The sequence below is a fragment of the Pseudomonas sp. SDO5271_S396 genome (assembly GCF_054071795.1).
Genome location: NZ_JBSVWB010000056.1, coordinates 1 through 15,266, shown reverse-complemented (window position 1 = coordinate 15,266; position 15,266 = coordinate 1). Strand labels below are relative to the sequence as shown.

The following is a 15,266-nucleotide window of genomic DNA, read 5'->3' as shown; positions in this document are numbered from 1 at the left end:
AATCGCGATCAAGCCTTCTGCATCCGTGCATTTATGCGGACAATCGAGCCTTTGAACGTTGGAGCCCGGAATGAAAGCCCGCTGGGATATTTTTTGCAGTGTCGTCGACAACTATGGCGACATCGGCGTGACCTGGCGCCTGGCCCGGCAATTGGTCGCGGAGCACGCTTGTGAGGTGCGCCTGTGGGTCGATGACTTGCGCGCGTTCGAACGCATGTGCCCCGAAGTCAATGTGCAGGCGAGTCAGCAATGGCAAGAGGGCGTTGAAGTGCGCCATTGGCCGGTCGAGTGGGCACAGACCTCGTCCGCCGATGTGGTGGTGGCCGCCTTCGCCTGCCAATTGCCGCCCGAGTACATGGAGGCGATGGCCGAGCGTGAGCGTGCGCCGTTGTGGATGAACCTGGATTACCTCAGTGCCGAGGACTGGGTCGTGGGTTGCCATCGCTTGCCTTCGGTGAAGTTCAAGGGGGTGCAGAAGTACTTTTTCTTCCCCGGCTTTCGTGACGGCACCGGTGGCTTGCTGCGCGAGGCCGGGCTGCTGGAGCAGCGTCGCGCCTTCCAGCAGGACGCCGCAGCGCAACAGCAGTTTTTGCAGTCGCTCGGTGTGTTCCCGGCGACAGGCGCTCGCCTGATATCGCTGTTCGCCTATGAAAACCCGGGTCTGGCCCGGTGGCTGGACGTGTTGTCGACGGACGGGCATGCCACTCATCTACTGGTGCCCGAAGGGCGGATCCTCGGCGATGTACAGCGTTGGCTTGGCGTGGAAGGGCTGGTGGCGGGGGATGTTCATGCACGCAACACCCTGACCGTGCAGGTACTGCCGTTCGTGCGCCAGGCGCAGTATGACCGTCTGCTGTGGTGCTGCGACTTCAATGCGGTGCGTGGCGAAGATTCGTTCGTGCGGGCCCAGTGGGCCGGACGGCCTTTGCTGTGGCACATCTATCGCCAGGACGAGGACATTCATCTCGACAAGCTCGATGCTTTTCTGGCGCTCTACACGGCGGCCTTGTCGCCGGCTGCCCGTGCGGCGTTGATCGCGCTGTGGCAAGCGTGGAACACCGAGGGGGATATGGCCCATTGCTGGAAAATGCTGCTGGAGCACTGGCCTGAAGTGAACCGGCACGCCGAGGCGTGGTGTCTGGAACAGGGCTTGCAGGCTGATCTTGCGACGGCGCTGGTACAGTTTTATGAAAGTTGGATATGATACGCCACCTTGAATTTTGTAAATCCCATCCAAATTTCGGATATATGCAATGAAAACTGGTAAAGAACTGAAACCCGGTACCGTGCTGCGTATCGACAACGACCCATGGTTGGTTCAGAAAGCTGAATTCACCAAGTCGGGCCGTAACAGCGCGATCATGAAAACCAAGCTGAAAAACCTGCTGACCGGTTACAAGACTGAAACCGTATACGGCGCAGACGACAAGCTGGATGACGTGATCCTGGACCGTAAGGAAGCCACCCTGTCGTTCATCAGCGGTGACACCTACACGTTCATGGACACCACTGACTACACCATGTACGAGCTGAACGCCGAAGATATCGAAGCCGTTCTGCCGTTCATCGAAGAAGGCATGGAAGACATCTGCGAAGCCGTGTTCTTCGAAGGCCGCCTGGTATCCGTAGAGCTGCCGACCACCATCGTGCGTAAAGTGACCTACACCGAAGGTTCCGCTCGCGGTGACACTTCGGGCAAGGTGATGAAGCCTGCCAAACTGAGCAACGGTACCGAGCTGCAAGTTGCCGATTTCATCGAAATCGACGACCTGATCGAGATCGACACCCGCGAAGGTGGTTCGTACAAAGGCCGCGCCAAGAAGTAATTCTGGCTGCGCCGAGACGAAAAAAAGCCCGCTTTTGCAAGCGGGCTTTTTCGTGGGCGCTGCTTTTACTTCAGGTGTTGTTTCAATTCATCCGCAGCCTGCAACAGTGCCGAACGCACCGCCGGTACCTGGCTGACCACATTGAGCAAACCGTAGTCGTGGATCATGCCGTTGTAGCGCACCGCCGTCACCGGCACACCGGCACACCGGCAGCATCCAGCTTGCGGGCGTAGGCTTCGCCTTCGTCACGCAGCACGTCGGCGCTGGCGGTCTGGATCAGCGCGGGCGGCAAGCCCTTGAGCTGGTCCGTGGTAGCCCGCAGCGGCGAGGCGTAAATCTCGGCACGCTGCTTGGCATCGGTGGTGTAGTTGTCCCAGGACTCTATCAGTTCCCTATCGGGCCCAATGAATACAGGGTCTTGAGCTGATGAACACTGAAAACCATGATCGCCGTGTAACCAATGCTGTAACAACCCGCATAGCTGCCCCCTATTACTACAGACGCCAAGGGGTCTACTACATGCGGCTACGGCCTGTAGGGCTCACCGTGGGCCATGCGGTATCCTTACGTACCACCGACAGGAATCAAGCAATGACCACCTCAAAGGACCTGCGAGACGCCCTACAAGGCTTCCACCTCGACAATCCACAGGCGACTTGGGATGACATCAAGGGCGCTATACGTGCGTTTGCCTGCGAGGCCCTGGCGATGGATCACAGCGATGACCCGATGCAAGAATATGGCAGGGTTTACAGTGACCTCAAGGGGCACTTGATAGTCCACGCAATGACAGCCCCTCTGACCGCCTTGCAGGCCAAGGGTCTCGACAAGGCTCTCTCTGCCCTTACTGGTGCCGAGCGGCGTCTCTCAGGAGATCTGAAGGGTCTTACAGGGATTATTGAGGAACTTGATGATAACTCAAGGCCTAATAGCTCAAGTCAATTAATAGATCAAAGCTATCAGCATTCAATCTCTAATAGAGAATCATCGTCTCTTCCTGTCCTAATCTGTAAGCACAATTCTCCCAAAAGGACCACCGAGTCCATCGCTACGCCTTACACCTTCAGGACTCTTTCTGACGCCTACTTGGCCGAACATGCCGACAACGTGAAGGCTTCTACATTGAAAGCGCTCAAGGCCTCGTTAGGAACCGTTGCAGACTGCCTTGGGGATACCGATATGGTGACCCACGATAGAGCTGTGATGACGGATCTGAAGGCGGCTCTTGGCACTGATCGTGCGAACACAACCGTCAATAAGCTGCTGACCACAATGACGACCGTTCTTGATTGGGCTGTGAATAATGGACTGATCCCGCGTCACTTCGCCAAAGGTCTTAAAATCAAGCGAGATGTAGACAGTGATCGCAAAGCTTTCACTGAGGCACAGGTCAAGGCGATCATGGGCAACGCCGTCCAGGATCCTACAGACGCCTCTACGCTGATCCAACTGGCGACTATCACCGGGGCTCGACTCAATGAGCTGGCTACGTTGGTCAAGGAGGATGTTAAGACCGTGGCGGGTGTGGTGGTGCTGTCTATAAATGAAGATCACGGCCACAAGTCACTGAAGAACAAACAGAGCGCTCGACTGATCCCGCTCGTGTCAGCGTATGGTTTTGACCTTGGAGCTTTCCTTAGGTCGGTCGATACGCTGCCTGCTGGTGGCCGTCTTTTCTCCTATGGAATCAACGTAGGCCGTATGGTCAACGCAAAGCTTAGGACCTTCCACGGCCAAGCTGATGACAAGGCTCTGGTATTTCACTCCCTGCGTCATTCGTTGGCTACGGCCATGAAGATCCACGGGGTTCCCCTCGACCACGCACAGGCGATCATGGGGCACGCTACCGGGTCTATTACATTCGACCTGTATGGTAAGGGCGGCGGGGTTGACCTGATGGGGCTTCGTGACTCCCTTCGGTTGGCTTTGAAGGGCTGATAGGTATCTGTCGGCACCGCTGAGTCCATCTTGGGGCATGCTTCGGGGTCGATCAGCTATGACCTGTATGGGGCTGGGAGTGCCGTTGAGGTGGGTCGTATGGCTGAGGCGCTCGTTAGGGCGCTCCTGTGTGAAATCTGAGGGAACACCTGGGCCATAGGCCTGCACAATTTACACAGGAGCGTCACCTTGAGCCTGCAAGTGCCCGTAATCATCGGGCCTTGTGGGCTTTTTGTTGCCTTGTCTGACCTTGTGACAGCGGGTGTCGTTAAAAACCCTCACTGAAACAGGATGACCACAACGGTCGCCATGATTTCAAGTGAGGACCATATGACCAGCTACGATCCAGCTCTACACGAGGCCGATTACACTGCATCTATCTCCAGCGTCAAGCGAGGTCGAGGCCGTCCTACCAAGGAAATAACCAACCTGTTCTGCGGCTTCATAGGCCCGACTGAGCCCGACTACGGCCAGTACCCTTTCTTCGCTATGGACATCATTGAGGGGATCGCTCGACTTGACTGGCATGACCGGGCTATCGGGGTCGGTGGCTCGTCTAAGCCCCTGTCAGTGAAGCGCCTTGTAGCGATCATCGCGGACCTCGAAGTCGTCTCAGCGGCCACCGTAATGGCTCACAGCCGGTTGGGCCTACGTCAGGCGCAGCGGTACGTGAAGGCCATCGAGTTAGCCATGCCACGCCTACTTAAGAGTAGACCTGATGCGCTTAGCCATCTGATGCGCTACGGCTTCCTGAAGGATGCGCCGCAACGTTCGAGCCAATGGGAGGACCAGCTTGAGCCGCCAAGCCCAGAAGCGCTTGCACAGTTGCACTACGACCTGCGAACACTGGGCGTTGGAAGCGTCTCTGATTAAATGCCGCATACTATTAATAACCTAATGACCCTTGGGGTTGAGAGCGAAAAGGTCTTTACGGGTCTTGGGGTAAAAACTCATCGGGTTACTCGTCGAGGACCCCAAGGGCGTCAGGTGACCCAGTGTGAAGGGATTTGCTATTGCAAAAATAATCCCTACTCATTGAGTGGACTTTAAGGGAGCGTAAAGACCTCCCTCTGATTAAATGCCGCATACTATTAATAACCAAATGACCCTTGGGTTGAGAGCGAAAGGTCTTTACGGGTCTTGGGGGTAAAACTCATCGGGTTACTCGTCGAGGACCCCAAGGGCGTTAGGTGGACCCAGGGTGAAGGGATTTGCTATTGCAAAATAATCCCCTTCCTCAAAGTCAACTTTAAGTACTCCATGAGCAGCACGCCAAGGGTCTATTGAGTCTAAAGCCTAACAGGTTCTGCATGGTCACGTCAAGGGTGACGCAAAAACCCTCACTACAACAGGGACAGCTACGTTTATTCTGAAATAAATATCAGCAGCCATTCCCTGGTCACCTCTACGCCCGTCGCTGGGCTTATATCAACGTCAAGTCTTTCTGAATGCTTCTTGAGCCATAGTCGATGCCCGTAGTGGGGTCTTGACGGTCGGCCTGTGGAAGCGAACCAGGAAGCATTCAAAAGGAGTCCACTACTATGCTAACCAACAACCAGACCGACCTGCTGCCCATCGTGATTGAGGGTCAAGCCTTCAAGCCGAACGAGGATGGAATGTGGAGCCTCACGGCCATCCACAAGGCACTGGGTCTGCCCGACAATAAGCGCCCCGGTCAATGGAGCAAGCTGAGCTGCACCGAGGTTGAAATTTCAACATCGTTCATGGCGACAACGGCGGGACCATGGCAACCGAACCGGGGTCAGTAGAGGACACGACAACTATGTTTACCCCTAACATCAGACACAAGCACGCTGCACACATCATCATCATTGAAGGTCAGGCATTCAAGGCCGACGACCATGGACGGTGGGACTTAACGGACATCTGGCGGACCTTGAAGTTACCTAAGGGTAAGCAACCGGGGCAGTGGCGGACCAAGCTCGCTGAGCGTCTGGAACGAATGCAATTTCTGCATGCGTTAAACAACGGGCGTTCTGGCTCAATGGTCTTTGCAACTAAGCGAGCAACCCTTGAGTACGCTGGCTGGGTCTCAGACGAGTTCAAGGATATGGTCTATGACGCCTTCGAGGCCATCCTTGAGTTACCAGAAGTAGCCCTGCTGGTCGCCGACAAGATGACCGCGTTAGGCAATGACCACAGCGCCACCATCCTGAAACGCCATGTGTTCAACGATAAGTGCGACTGGACGGCCCTGAAGCGCCATCACACGAACTCCCAAGAGGGCCTGCGCAACGCCGTTCAGCGTGGCAACCTGACTCATGAACGAGCTGTCGAGTTGGGCTTGAAGCTGGGGGTGACCCGATGAAGGCGTCAACGCCCCCAAATCTGGGGCCGTTGAGTAACCGCCAACGCCACCTACTTTGCCTGACTCTGAAACTAATGCTCGCCGGGGTCCCTGAAGAGGAACGCCGCGCCATCATCGAGCGTAGGCTCCACTACTATCGGGAGGCACGTAAGCGTCAGCGCTATGCGTATCACCAGCGGGAGCCTCGGCCATGACCTTTGCCGACCAGCTCAACGCATTCTTCACGTCTCCAGCAAGTCGAACCAAGCTGATCACCCTGCGCACCCTTTGGCGTGATTGGCGTGTCCGCGAACAAGTGACCTCCAGCGATGAGCATGGGGTGAACTACGAGAAACTTATAGGGCACCTGAAGGCGATCAATCCAGTCATGGTCTCATTTGTCGAGTCCATCACTACCACAACCAGTATGAATCTTGACGCCGTTATGCGAGCGCCCATGCGCATCCCGCTGACCCGCCAGCCAATTAACCTACCGCTTTAACTTACCGCCGTCCGCCATCGGCACCCGGATCACACCCGCCAAGCTACAGACCCGTGATCGCACTAACTAACCCCCAAACCCAGAAGATATTGATCATGACCTTGAGAGGCCCGTGCGGCTACTCCTTGCCATCTGGTCACGTTGCCTCTATGCGGCAAGGCCATGAATCAATGTCTCTAATAGGAGACTCACAACCATGCAACTGAATATCCAGAAAGTCACCCCTGAAACCGTTGAAGTACAAGGTCAGGTCGTATCACGTGCGTATGCCGAGGGCGTCATGCTGGCGACCCTGATTACTACCGCTGGGAGCAGCAAGCCAGCCCAAGAGGCAATCGTAAGCCAGTATCTGGACGCTGGTCTGAGCGCTGCTGCCTTTCCGGCCATCGTGAGGGCCATCGAGACCCGTAAGTTGGTCGCACAACGTGAGCAGGCTGAGCGACTCCGCGAAGCCAATGCCCATGCCGAGCGCTGCAAGTCCTATGAAGGTGGCTCTGCCCTTGAGGTCGCTCGTCGTCGTGCCGCTCGTGAAACCCGTGAGGACAAGTACCGGGCCATGGGCGTAGCTATCCGGTCCGCTAATGGGCGTAGCAGCTTCTCATCGGATGCCAACTGGCTCGACAACCACTAAGACTGACCTTTACCTCAATCAATCAATTTCAGGAGACCATTATTATGTCCAACGTATTCAAAACTACCGATCACCGCGACCAGCGCGACCGCTACAAAGCGCCTACTGCCTATGAGACCTCCGTATGGGGCAATGGCGGCAACCTTCAGTTCAGCTCGCAAGCCTCTACGGGCACCCAAGCGACTGACTCCAGCGTATTGGCTCAGGCCATCACTCAGGGCATGGACGAATTCTTTAACGGCGGTGAGTGGCACGACAACGCTGTCGATGCGATCCCCTGTGAGTTCCGCCCTAAGGGCACCGAGCCGACCCCGGTTCAACTGGTCAACATGGTCAATCGCAACGTCGAGTTTGACCCTCGCCAGTCGATTTACGATCACTCTCTGGTCACCAAGGGGGAGGCCGTAGCGGGCGACTTCATCTTCACTGAGCCGACCAATACCGCAGCGTTCTTCTCGCATCGCTTCACCCTTCTGGATGCTCACGTTGTTGCTGGCTTCACCGGCAATAGCATTGGTCAGATGATGGATAAGATGCTGGCCGACTTTGAGAAAGCCTGTGGTTCCACCGTGGTAGACATCCTCATCAAGTCCCCAAGCGTCGAAGCCAAGGAGGTCACCATTGCGGGCACCACTCCGCGTGATCGTGCTGAAGACTGGATTGACGCCCTGACCCTGAGCATTAACCAGTCGGTCGGGAATTCGCTGGGTGACTTTGTGTTGCTGATGCACATGACCGAGCAGGCGATGCTTGAGCGTGCCGCACAGCGTGCAGGCGTTGAGTCCATTGAGGACCTCTTGGGCTGCCGCACGCAGTTCTATTCCGGGCTCGACCGTGGCGTCTTCATGCTGCCCAAGGGCTTCGCCTCGCTGTCGTTCCGTCATGACCAAGAAGGCGACGTGTGGAAGATCCTGGCGAGCCGTAACGCTGGCGTGCAGGGCTGGGACTTTGAGGTGAGCGGTGTGGCTGACGTAATGGCTCAGGCCAAGGTCAAGATCAAGCTGGCCAACCCTGAAGACCCAACCGAGCGCCTGCAAGTTGAGGCCGTGAACTTCCCGCTGATTACCCGCGTGGTCGTCAAGGCGTAACACCCGCAGTATCCATAGGGCCCATCGCGGGCCTTGTGGGCTGACCTGAGCATCTACCTAAATAGGTGGGTCTTCAGTTGAGCCCATTCCGTGGCGCGTTCCTACGCTCGAAGAGCAGGGACATGACCCACAACAACCATCACATTTTACGTAGGAACGCTTAAGGAGACCGCTATGGCCGCCAAGAAACAATGGTTGGCCGTCCTTAAGGCTATCGCCATGTCAAAAGCCACATGGAAACTGATAGGCACCGTAGCGGTTCTTTACGGTGCAGCCCATGGCGAGCTAATCGCTGAGCTGGTCGGAGAGGTCATCACGGACGTATCGGGGACCCTTTGAAAATCTGACACAAATTTCTCTGAGACCACCTGTCATAGCTAACCTGCGCGGTTACCCCCGGTGGGCCTGCGCGTGCATGTCGCGTCACGTAAAGGTTTTCAGATGCCTTGGGAGCTGGGTCAGAGGATGACCACTTGATGGGTATGCGGTGCGCTGCGTGTGTAACCAACGCTGTAACAACCGTGTCACCAATAGACTTGACTATGGCTACAGGCCCCGTGCTTAATGGCTCTACCCGACAGGCGCTGAGTTGTCCCAGAACCACTTCATCATGTTTCGGGTAAGGAAGTGCCCTTCGGCGTATTGGTTGTACGAGGCCGTGTCGAAGTTGGCGTCAGTCACCGGCCATAACAGCAGTTGGAACTTGATTGCCGGTGTGCCCTTGTCCTTGGCCATCAGGCTGACCACTGCCGCCATATTGCCGCCGACACTGTTGCCTGCAACCGCCAGACGTGTGCCGTCGAGGTTGATCTCCTTGCCATGTTCGGCCACCCAGCGGGTGGCGCCGTAGGCCTGGTTGATCGCTACCGGGTAGTGCGCTTCCGGTGACGGCGTGTAGTTGACGAATACCGCCGCCGCCCCCGAGCCCACTACCAAATCCCGCACCAGGCGTTCATGGGTCGGGTAATCCCCCAGCACCCAGCCGCCGCCGTGGAAGAACATGAACACAGGCAATGTGCCCTTGACCCCGGCCGGACGCACGATGGTCAGGTCCAGTGGCTTGCCATCGACCTGAATGGTCTTCTGGCTCACATCGGCCTTGGGCAAGGTCAACTTCACGCCGGCCTGGGCACCCGTCAGTACGGCGCGGGCGTCCTTGGGTGCCAGTTGTTCCAGCGGCTTGCCGGTGCCGGCGTTCAACACATCCAGGAACGCCTGGGTGTTGTGTTCAACGTCGCCAGGGGCGGCGAAGGCGTGGGTGACCGACAAGGCGAGCAGGGTACCGGTGAGTGCTTTACCAATTGTGTTCATTGTGTTCTCCAAGGGCGGCGAGGTTCATTACACAGTCACGTGCAGGCGTACATCGACGTTGCCACGGGTGGCATTGGAGTACGGGCAGACCTGGTGAGCGGCGTCGACCAGGCTCTGCGCGTCGTCCTGGGCCAGGCCCGGCAGGCTGATGTGCAGGTCGATGTCCAGGCCGAAACCGCCGGGGATCTGACCGATGCCAACGTGGGCGGTGATCGAAGCGTCATCCGGGATTTTGCGTTTGGTCTGGCTGGCCACGAATTTCAGGGCGCCGATGAAGCAGGCCGAGTAACCGGCGGCGAACAATTGCTCAGGGTTGGTGGCTTGGCCACCGGCACCGCCCAACTCCTTGGGAGTGGTGAGTTTGACGTCGAGGATGTTATCGCTGGAAACAGCACGACCATCACGGCCGCCGGTGGCGGTGGCTACTGCGGTATAGAGAGCTTGCATGGTGACTTCCTCTTGGTTGTAGCGCTAAAGTTTTGTGCGCTAAGTAGTTGGTGAAGTGAATGTATAGCGCCAATGTTTTGCGCGCAAGATAAATTTTCAAATTTTTTTGCAGCCTTGAATCTCGAGGCCGTCGCAGAACCAAAAGTGGGAGCTGGCTTGCCCGCGATTGCGGTATGACCGATCGTTCCCACGCTCTGCGTGGAAACGCATCCTGTGACGCTCCGCGTCACGACTTCAAAAGCGGACGCGGAGCGTCCAGGGCGGCATTCCCACGCGGAGCGTGGGAACAATCAAGGGCAGTGGATCAGGCGGCATCTGTGTTAGCAGTGCCGCCGTCTTCGCAGCGATGCGGCGACCCGACAAGCCAGCTCCCACGATTTAGTGACTCAGTATCTGGTCTTACGTATCAGATGCTGGCTTGCAGGCTGGTGCGCAGTGCAATCAGTTCGCCTTGCAGCTTGATCAACTGCTCCAGCTCCATGCCGCTGGCGCCGAGGATGCACTGGGGAATGGTGGTGGCCTTGTCTTGCAGGGCTCGGCCGGCGTCGGTCAGTTCCACCACCACCACCCGTTCATCTTCGCGGCTGCGGGTACGGCTGAGCAGGCCTTCGCTCTCGAGTCGCTTGAGCAGCGGTGTGAGGGAGCCGGGGTCGGTCAGCAGGCGGTTGCTGATTTCTCCTACGGTCAGGCCATCTTCTTCCCATAGCACCATCATGGCCAGGTATTGCGGATAGGTCAGCCCGAGCGCTTGGAGCAAGGGCTTGTAGACTTTGGTCATCAGCAATGACGTAGAGTGCAGGGCGAAGCACAGCTGGTTGTCCAGCATCAGGGATTCGCAGGGGGCGGGGTTCTTGCTCATGGTGGTGCCTCAAAAAGCGTGTCTGCCCTGAATCTAGCGGTCAAATCTTTAATGCGCCAGATAATTCCGTCCGGGCGGTCAGCCAAAGCCGCTTTGCAGCGCCAGATCCCAGGGCGGAATGGGGCTGAAACGTGACTTCAAGTATTCCAGCAGCAACCGGCTGCGCGCGTTGGGTTGTTGTTCCAGGCGCAATGCGTAAATGCCGCTGGTTTCTGGACTGGGCAGGCCGCTTTCGCAGAACAGTGGCAGCAGTTCGCCGCGCACCAGGTATTCACTCGCCAACCACGTGGGCAGGTGGGCCACACCCAGACCAGCCAGTGCGCCGGACAACAAGGCTTCCGCGTTATTGGCGCTCAGGCGTATGCGTTGCGGGCGATAGGTGACGCGGCGCCCATCCATCTCGAAGCGCCAGGCGAATGTCGGCGCCAGGCCATCCCAGTCGAGGCCGTCGTGCTCGCTCAGTTCTGCGGGATGGGTCGGTGTGCCCCGATTTTTCAGGTAGGTCGGGCTCGCGCAGGCGATACGTACGATACTGGCCAGCGGTGTGGCAATCAGCCGGGTGTCGACGATATGCCCGGCGCGCAGTACCAGGTCGACCTTGCCCAGATGCGCACCCTGCATGTCGACAAAACTGTCGATCAGGTGCAGGTGCACATCCAGACCGGGGTACACATTCAAAAAGTCCGCAATTACCGGCGCCAGGTGTCGGCGACCAAAGGCTGCCGGCGCGTCCACGCGGATCAGACCCTCTGGCGCATGGCTCAAGGACACCGCCTCGGCCCTGGCCAGTTGCAACTCGCTGACGATCCTGCGCGCCCGCTCGGCAAATGCCAGGCCCGCCGGGGTCGGCACCACCGCGTGGGTGCTGCGTTGGAACAGGCGGCTGCCGACCGAGCTTTCGAGGCTGTCGATGCGTCGGGCCACCGCCGAGGGTGTCAGTGGATGGCGTCGTGCAGCGGCGGAAAAGCTCCCCGTTTCCAGTACATCGAGGAACAGGCCCAACTGATCGGTCAAGGTATTCGGGTTCATAGGCGCGCTTATGCGAGATTGGCACAGCCATTGTGCGTTGCTGTGCGTTTCCGCGCCATAGCCGACTGCGTAGCATGCAAGCCTTGGGATAGTGGAGGAGCGCGGTTGTGTTGGATGTCGTCATGTATGTGGTGCTGGGCGGTGTGTTGGGCACCGTCGGTGGGCTGTTTGGCATTGGTGGCGGGCTGATTGCCATCCCGGTGCTGGGCGTCTTGTTCGGGCTCGATCAACAACTGGCCCAAGGCACGGCGCTGGTGATGGTCGTGCCCAATGTGATGCTCGCCCTGTGGCGCTACCACCAGCGCAACCGGATTCACCTGCACCATGCGCTGCCGCTGGGCATCATGGGGTTCACCTTTGCCTGGCTGGGGTCGATCTGGGCCGTGGGGCTGGATGCCGGGGCGATGCGCGTGGGCTTTATCGCCTTTCTCCTGGCACTGTCGGCCTACAACCTCTTGCGCATGTTCACACGCAACGCACCGCCTACGGCGCAGATGCGCTACTCCTGGCCATGGCTGGGCGTGCTGGGGGCGGCGTCCGGCTCCATGGGCGGCTTGTTCGGAGTGGGTGGGGCGGTGATCGCCACGCCGGTGCTCACCGGCCTGTTCGGCACCACCCAGGTGGTGGCACAGGGGTTATCGCTGGCGTTGGCGCTGCCCAGCACCGGGGTGACGTTGGTGACCTACGCCTGGCACCACGAAGTGAGCTGGACCATCGGCCTGCCCCTGGCAGTCGGTGGCCTGCTCAGCATCAGTTGGGGCGTGAAAGTGGCCCACGCACTGCCGGAGCGTGTGTTGCGCGGGCTGTTTTGCGGGTTCCTGGTGATCTGCGCGGTGATGCTGACCTTTAAAGTTTGAAGCCTTCGAGGATGTACTCCGCCAGGCAGTCGGTAATCGGCGAAGTCATCCCGGGGTTGCGCAACAGCCGCAGGTTGACCGAAGGCAGCGGCGGGAAACCTTCGGCGCTGTCCAGGATCCGCAGGTCGTCGGTCACCAGGCTTTCCATGCTGGCGGTGATCGCCAGGCCGGAACTGACCACCGCCTGGATCGCCGCACAGTTGGTGCTGTGATAGGCAAAGCGGTAATCGCGGCCGCTGGCCTCCAGTGCCGTGCGCATCCACTGGGTGCAGAAGCTGTTCATGTCGACGCCGGAGATGGCCACGGGCAGTGAGGCATGTTCGTCCAGGCAAAAGCCGGGCGAGGCGACCCAGACCATCCTTTCGTTGCGTAGCAGTTCGCCGATGTCGTCGCCTGGCTGGCGGCTGATCACGGTCAGCGCCAAGTCCTTGCGCTGCATCAGTACCAGTGAAGACTCGCAGTGCATCTCGATCTGGATCAGTGGGTAGGCTTTGGAAAACCGTTTGAGAATCCCCGGTAGAAAGCGCATCACGTAGTCGTCCGGCGTGCCGATGCGTACCAGGCCCACCATGTGCGGCTCGCGCAGAGTGTTGAACACTTCGCTGTGAAGTTTCAGGATGCGCCGTGCATAACCCAGCAATACCTGGCCTTCGGGCGTGAGCCGCACTTGCCGGCCATCGCGCTCGAACAGCTTGCGCTGCAGCACGTCTTCCTCCAGGCGTTTCATCTGCATGCTGACCGCCGACTGCGTGCGGTTGACCTGTTCGCCGGCACGGGTAAAACCACCCTGGTCGGCGATGGCGACGAAGGTGCGCAGCACTTCGGTGTCGATGCTCGGGTAGCCGGACAATTGATCAATCTCCGAGATGTATTGCATAAAAAACATTCGTTGGATTGATCATAGTGCCAGGCACACACTTTCGTCATCCCCACGGGAGGGCGAGAAGATGAAAGGTCAGAAAGGTTATGTGTTAACGACGAAACGGCCGTTTTCCGGGTTGTTCCAAGTGATCGCGCGCTGGCAGGCGCTGCACCACGAGCGCCAGTTGCTGGCGACGTTGAGCGACGATGCCCTCAAGGACATCGGCCTCAATCGCGCCGATGTCGAACAGGAAAGCCATCGGCATTTCTGGGAAGACCCGCTGCGCAAATGAGCCGGAATGCAGTAGGGTAGTCGGCGAGCCCCTATGGAGAAAACCATGCCCGCCGACTTGTCCTTTTCCCTCAAGCAAGCTCGACGCATGACGCTGGCGGCCCAGGGTTTTTCCGGGCGCCAGGCGCCGGCACAGATCAAGGCCGCGCACCTCAACCGCATGATCGAACGCCTGGGCGTGTTGCAGATCGACTCGGTCAATGCCGTGGTGCGTTCCCACTACCTGCCGTTGTTTTCGCGCCTGGGTCACTATTCTCCGCTGATCCTCGAACAGGCTGCCTGGAGCCAGGGTCGACGTCGTTCGCTGTTCGAGTACTGGGGGCATGAGGCTTCGTTGTTACCCATGGCGCTCTACCCGCTGATGCGTTGGCGCATGGAGCGGGCGCAACAGGGGCGGGGTATCTATTCGCAGATGGCGCGTTTCGGGCGTGAGCAACAGGCGACGATTCGGCGCGTTTTACAAACGGTCGAACAACAAGGCGCAGTGGGAGCCGGCAGCCTATCGACCCGTGAAGAGCGCGCCGGGCCCTGGTGGGACTGGAGCGATGAGAAGCACGCGCTGGAGTGGTTGTTTGCTGCGGGCCTGGTCACGGTGGCGGGGCGGCGTGGCTTTGAGCGTCTCTACGATTTGCCGGAGCGGATCATCCCTGACGAATGCCTTCAGGCCGTGGTAAGTGAGGCCGATGCCCAGCGCGGCTTGTTGCTGCACAGTGCCACGGCATTGGGCGTAGCCACTGAAAAAGATCTGCGTGACTATTTTCGTCTGGACCCCGCCGACAGTCGTTTGAGGCTGGCCGAGTTGGTCGAGGATGGGCAGTTGCTGGCCTGCCAGGTGCAAGGCTGGAGGCAACTTGCATACTGCCTGCCCGAGCCCAGGGTGCCGCGCAAAGTGCCGGCCAGTGCGTTGCTGTCGCCGTTCGATTCGCTGATCTGGGAGCGCAGCCGCACCGAGCGCTTGTTCGATTTCCGTTACCGGCTGGAGATCTATACCCCACAAGACAAGCGGGTGTACGGCTACTACGTGTTGCCGTTTTTGCACAACGAGCGTATTGCCGCACGTGTCGACCTGCGTGCCGAACGTGCCAATGGGCGCCTGGCGGTGCATGCGGTGCATGAGGAAGAGCCTGGCTTGGATGATGAGGGGGTGGCTGCGCTGGCCTTGAACCTGCGGCAAATGGCCGACTGGCTCGGGCTGGAACAGGTCCGGCTCAATTGCCAGCGGCCAAGTGCCGGCCGATTGAGGGCGGCGATGATCAATAGAGATAGTGTTTTTTAGGGCCTCATCGCGGGCAAGCCCGGCTCCCACAGGAGTACGCG

Annotated in this window: 17 protein-coding genes and 2 pseudogenes; 13 read left to right on the top strand and 6 right to left on the bottom strand. The window is 58.6% G+C overall.

All coding sequences use genetic code 11. From position 1 onward, the window contains the following. The first annotated feature begins 70 nt into the window (after window positions 1–70). A complete protein-coding gene (gene earP / locus ACW9IN_RS26170) occupies window positions 71–1,204 on the top strand; it encodes an elongation factor P maturation arginine rhamnosyltransferase EarP (protein WP_457368564.1) in 1,134 nt (377 codons plus the stop codon). A gap of 49 nt (window positions 1,205–1,253) precedes the next feature. After that, window positions 1,254–1,826, top strand: coding sequence for an elongation factor P (locus tag ACW9IN_RS26165; RefSeq protein WP_457368563.1), 573 nt, complete (start codon window positions 1,254–1,256; stop codon window positions 1,824–1,826). Window positions 1,827–1,891: 65 nt separating this feature from the next. Here the strand turns inward: ACW9IN_RS26165 and ACW9IN_RS26160 are convergent. Continuing rightward, window positions 1,892–2,202, bottom strand: a pseudogene (locus tag ACW9IN_RS26160) (alpha/beta hydrolase fold domain-containing protein); the annotation flags it as partial. A 215-nt stretch (window positions 2,203–2,417) separates the two neighbouring features. On the opposite strand from ACW9IN_RS26160, the gene ACW9IN_RS26155 reads away from it, so the two are divergent. The 8 genes from ACW9IN_RS26155 to ACW9IN_RS26120 all read left to right on the top strand — a co-directional run bounded on the left by ACW9IN_RS26155 (window position 2,418) and on the right by ACW9IN_RS26120 (window position 8,632). Continuing rightward, on the top strand, window positions 2,418–3,764 hold the full coding sequence (locus tag ACW9IN_RS26155; RefSeq protein ID WP_457368562.1) for a tyrosine-type recombinase/integrase: 1,347 nt from the start codon (window positions 2,418–2,420) through the stop codon (window positions 3,762–3,764). A 330-nt stretch (window positions 3,765–4,094) separates the two neighbouring features. Then, window positions 4,095–4,637, top strand: coding sequence for a hypothetical protein (locus ACW9IN_RS26150; RefSeq protein ID WP_457368561.1), 543 nt, complete (start codon window positions 4,095–4,097; stop codon window positions 4,635–4,637). A gap of 668 nt (window positions 4,638–5,305) precedes the next feature. Then, window positions 5,306–5,533 (top strand): hypothetical protein, encoded by a 228-nt coding sequence (locus tag ACW9IN_RS26145; RefSeq protein WP_457368560.1) that lies wholly within the window; start codon window positions 5,306–5,308, stop codon window positions 5,531–5,533. A 14-nt stretch (window positions 5,534–5,547) separates the two neighbouring features. Next, window positions 5,548–6,093: a hypothetical protein gene (locus ACW9IN_RS26140; protein ID WP_457368559.1), complete on the top strand. Its 546-nt coding sequence runs from the start codon at window positions 5,548–5,550 to the stop codon at window positions 6,091–6,093. A gap of 190 nt (window positions 6,094–6,283) precedes the next feature. Beyond that, window positions 6,284–6,574, top strand: coding sequence for a hypothetical protein (locus ACW9IN_RS26135; RefSeq protein WP_457368558.1), 291 nt, complete (start codon window positions 6,284–6,286; stop codon window positions 6,572–6,574). Window positions 6,575–6,770: 196 nt separating this feature from the next. Continuing rightward, the gene (locus tag ACW9IN_RS26130; protein WP_457368557.1) at window positions 6,771–7,205 is read left to right on the top strand and encodes a hypothetical protein; all 435 of its coding nucleotides are present in this window, start codon (window positions 6,771–6,773) and stop codon (window positions 7,203–7,205) included. Between the two features lie 44 nt (window positions 7,206–7,249). Further along, a complete protein-coding gene (locus ACW9IN_RS26125) occupies window positions 7,250–8,293 on the top strand; it encodes a hypothetical protein (RefSeq protein ID WP_457368556.1) in 1,044 nt (347 codons plus the stop codon). A 174-nt stretch (window positions 8,294–8,467) separates the two neighbouring features. After that, window positions 8,468–8,632, top strand: coding sequence for a hypothetical protein (locus tag ACW9IN_RS26120; protein ID WP_457368555.1), 165 nt, complete (start codon window positions 8,468–8,470; stop codon window positions 8,630–8,632). A 249-nt stretch (window positions 8,633–8,881) separates the two neighbouring features. On the opposite strand, the pseudogene ACW9IN_RS26115 reads toward ACW9IN_RS26120, so the two are convergent. From ACW9IN_RS26115 to ACW9IN_RS26100, 4 genes and pseudogenes are all read right to left on the bottom strand, one after another. Beyond that, window positions 8,882–9,604, bottom strand: a pseudogene (locus tag ACW9IN_RS26115) (alpha/beta hydrolase fold domain-containing protein); the annotation flags it as partial. Window positions 9,605–9,631: 27 nt separating this feature from the next. Next, the gene (locus ACW9IN_RS26110; RefSeq protein ID WP_457368554.1) at window positions 9,632–10,051 is read right to left on the bottom strand and encodes an organic hydroperoxide resistance protein; all 420 of its coding nucleotides are present in this window, start codon (window positions 10,049–10,051) and stop codon (window positions 9,632–9,634) included. A 406-nt stretch (window positions 10,052–10,457) separates the two neighbouring features. Then, window positions 10,458–10,910: a MarR family winged helix-turn-helix transcriptional regulator gene (locus ACW9IN_RS26105; RefSeq protein WP_457368553.1), complete on the bottom strand. Its 453-nt coding sequence runs from the start codon at window positions 10,908–10,910 to the stop codon at window positions 10,458–10,460. A 78-nt stretch (window positions 10,911–10,988) separates the two neighbouring features. Continuing rightward, window positions 10,989–11,939 (bottom strand): LysR family transcriptional regulator, encoded by a 951-nt coding sequence (locus tag ACW9IN_RS26100; RefSeq protein WP_457368552.1) that lies wholly within the window; start codon window positions 11,937–11,939, stop codon window positions 10,989–10,991. A gap of 107 nt (window positions 11,940–12,046) precedes the next feature. Here ACW9IN_RS26100 and ACW9IN_RS26095 point away from each other — a divergent pair, with 107 nt between their 5' ends. Further along, the gene (locus tag ACW9IN_RS26095) at window positions 12,047–12,796 is read left to right on the top strand and encodes a sulfite exporter TauE/SafE family protein (protein WP_457368551.1); all 750 of its coding nucleotides are present in this window, start codon (window positions 12,047–12,049) and stop codon (window positions 12,794–12,796) included. On the opposite strand, the gene ACW9IN_RS26090 is transcribed toward ACW9IN_RS26095, so the two are convergent. Continuing rightward, entirely contained in the window at window positions 12,786–13,673 is an 888-nt protein-coding gene (locus tag ACW9IN_RS26090) for a LysR family transcriptional regulator (protein ID WP_457368550.1), read from the bottom strand. The genes ACW9IN_RS26095 and ACW9IN_RS26090 overlap by 11 nt on opposite strands. 70 nt (window positions 13,674–13,743) lie before the next feature. Here ACW9IN_RS26090 and ACW9IN_RS26085 point away from each other — a divergent pair, with 70 nt between their 5' ends. Beyond that, window positions 13,744–13,950: a DUF1127 domain-containing protein gene (locus ACW9IN_RS26085; RefSeq protein ID WP_457368549.1), complete on the top strand. Its 207-nt coding sequence runs from the start codon at window positions 13,744–13,746 to the stop codon at window positions 13,948–13,950. A gap of 45 nt (window positions 13,951–13,995) precedes the next feature. Next, window positions 13,996–15,225 carry a winged helix-turn-helix domain-containing protein gene (locus ACW9IN_RS26080; RefSeq protein ID WP_457368548.1) on the top strand — a complete coding sequence of 410 codons (1,230 nt, stop codon included), beginning with the start codon at window positions 13,996–13,998 and terminating at the stop codon, window positions 15,223–15,225. Window positions 15,226–15,266 lie beyond the last annotated feature (41 nt).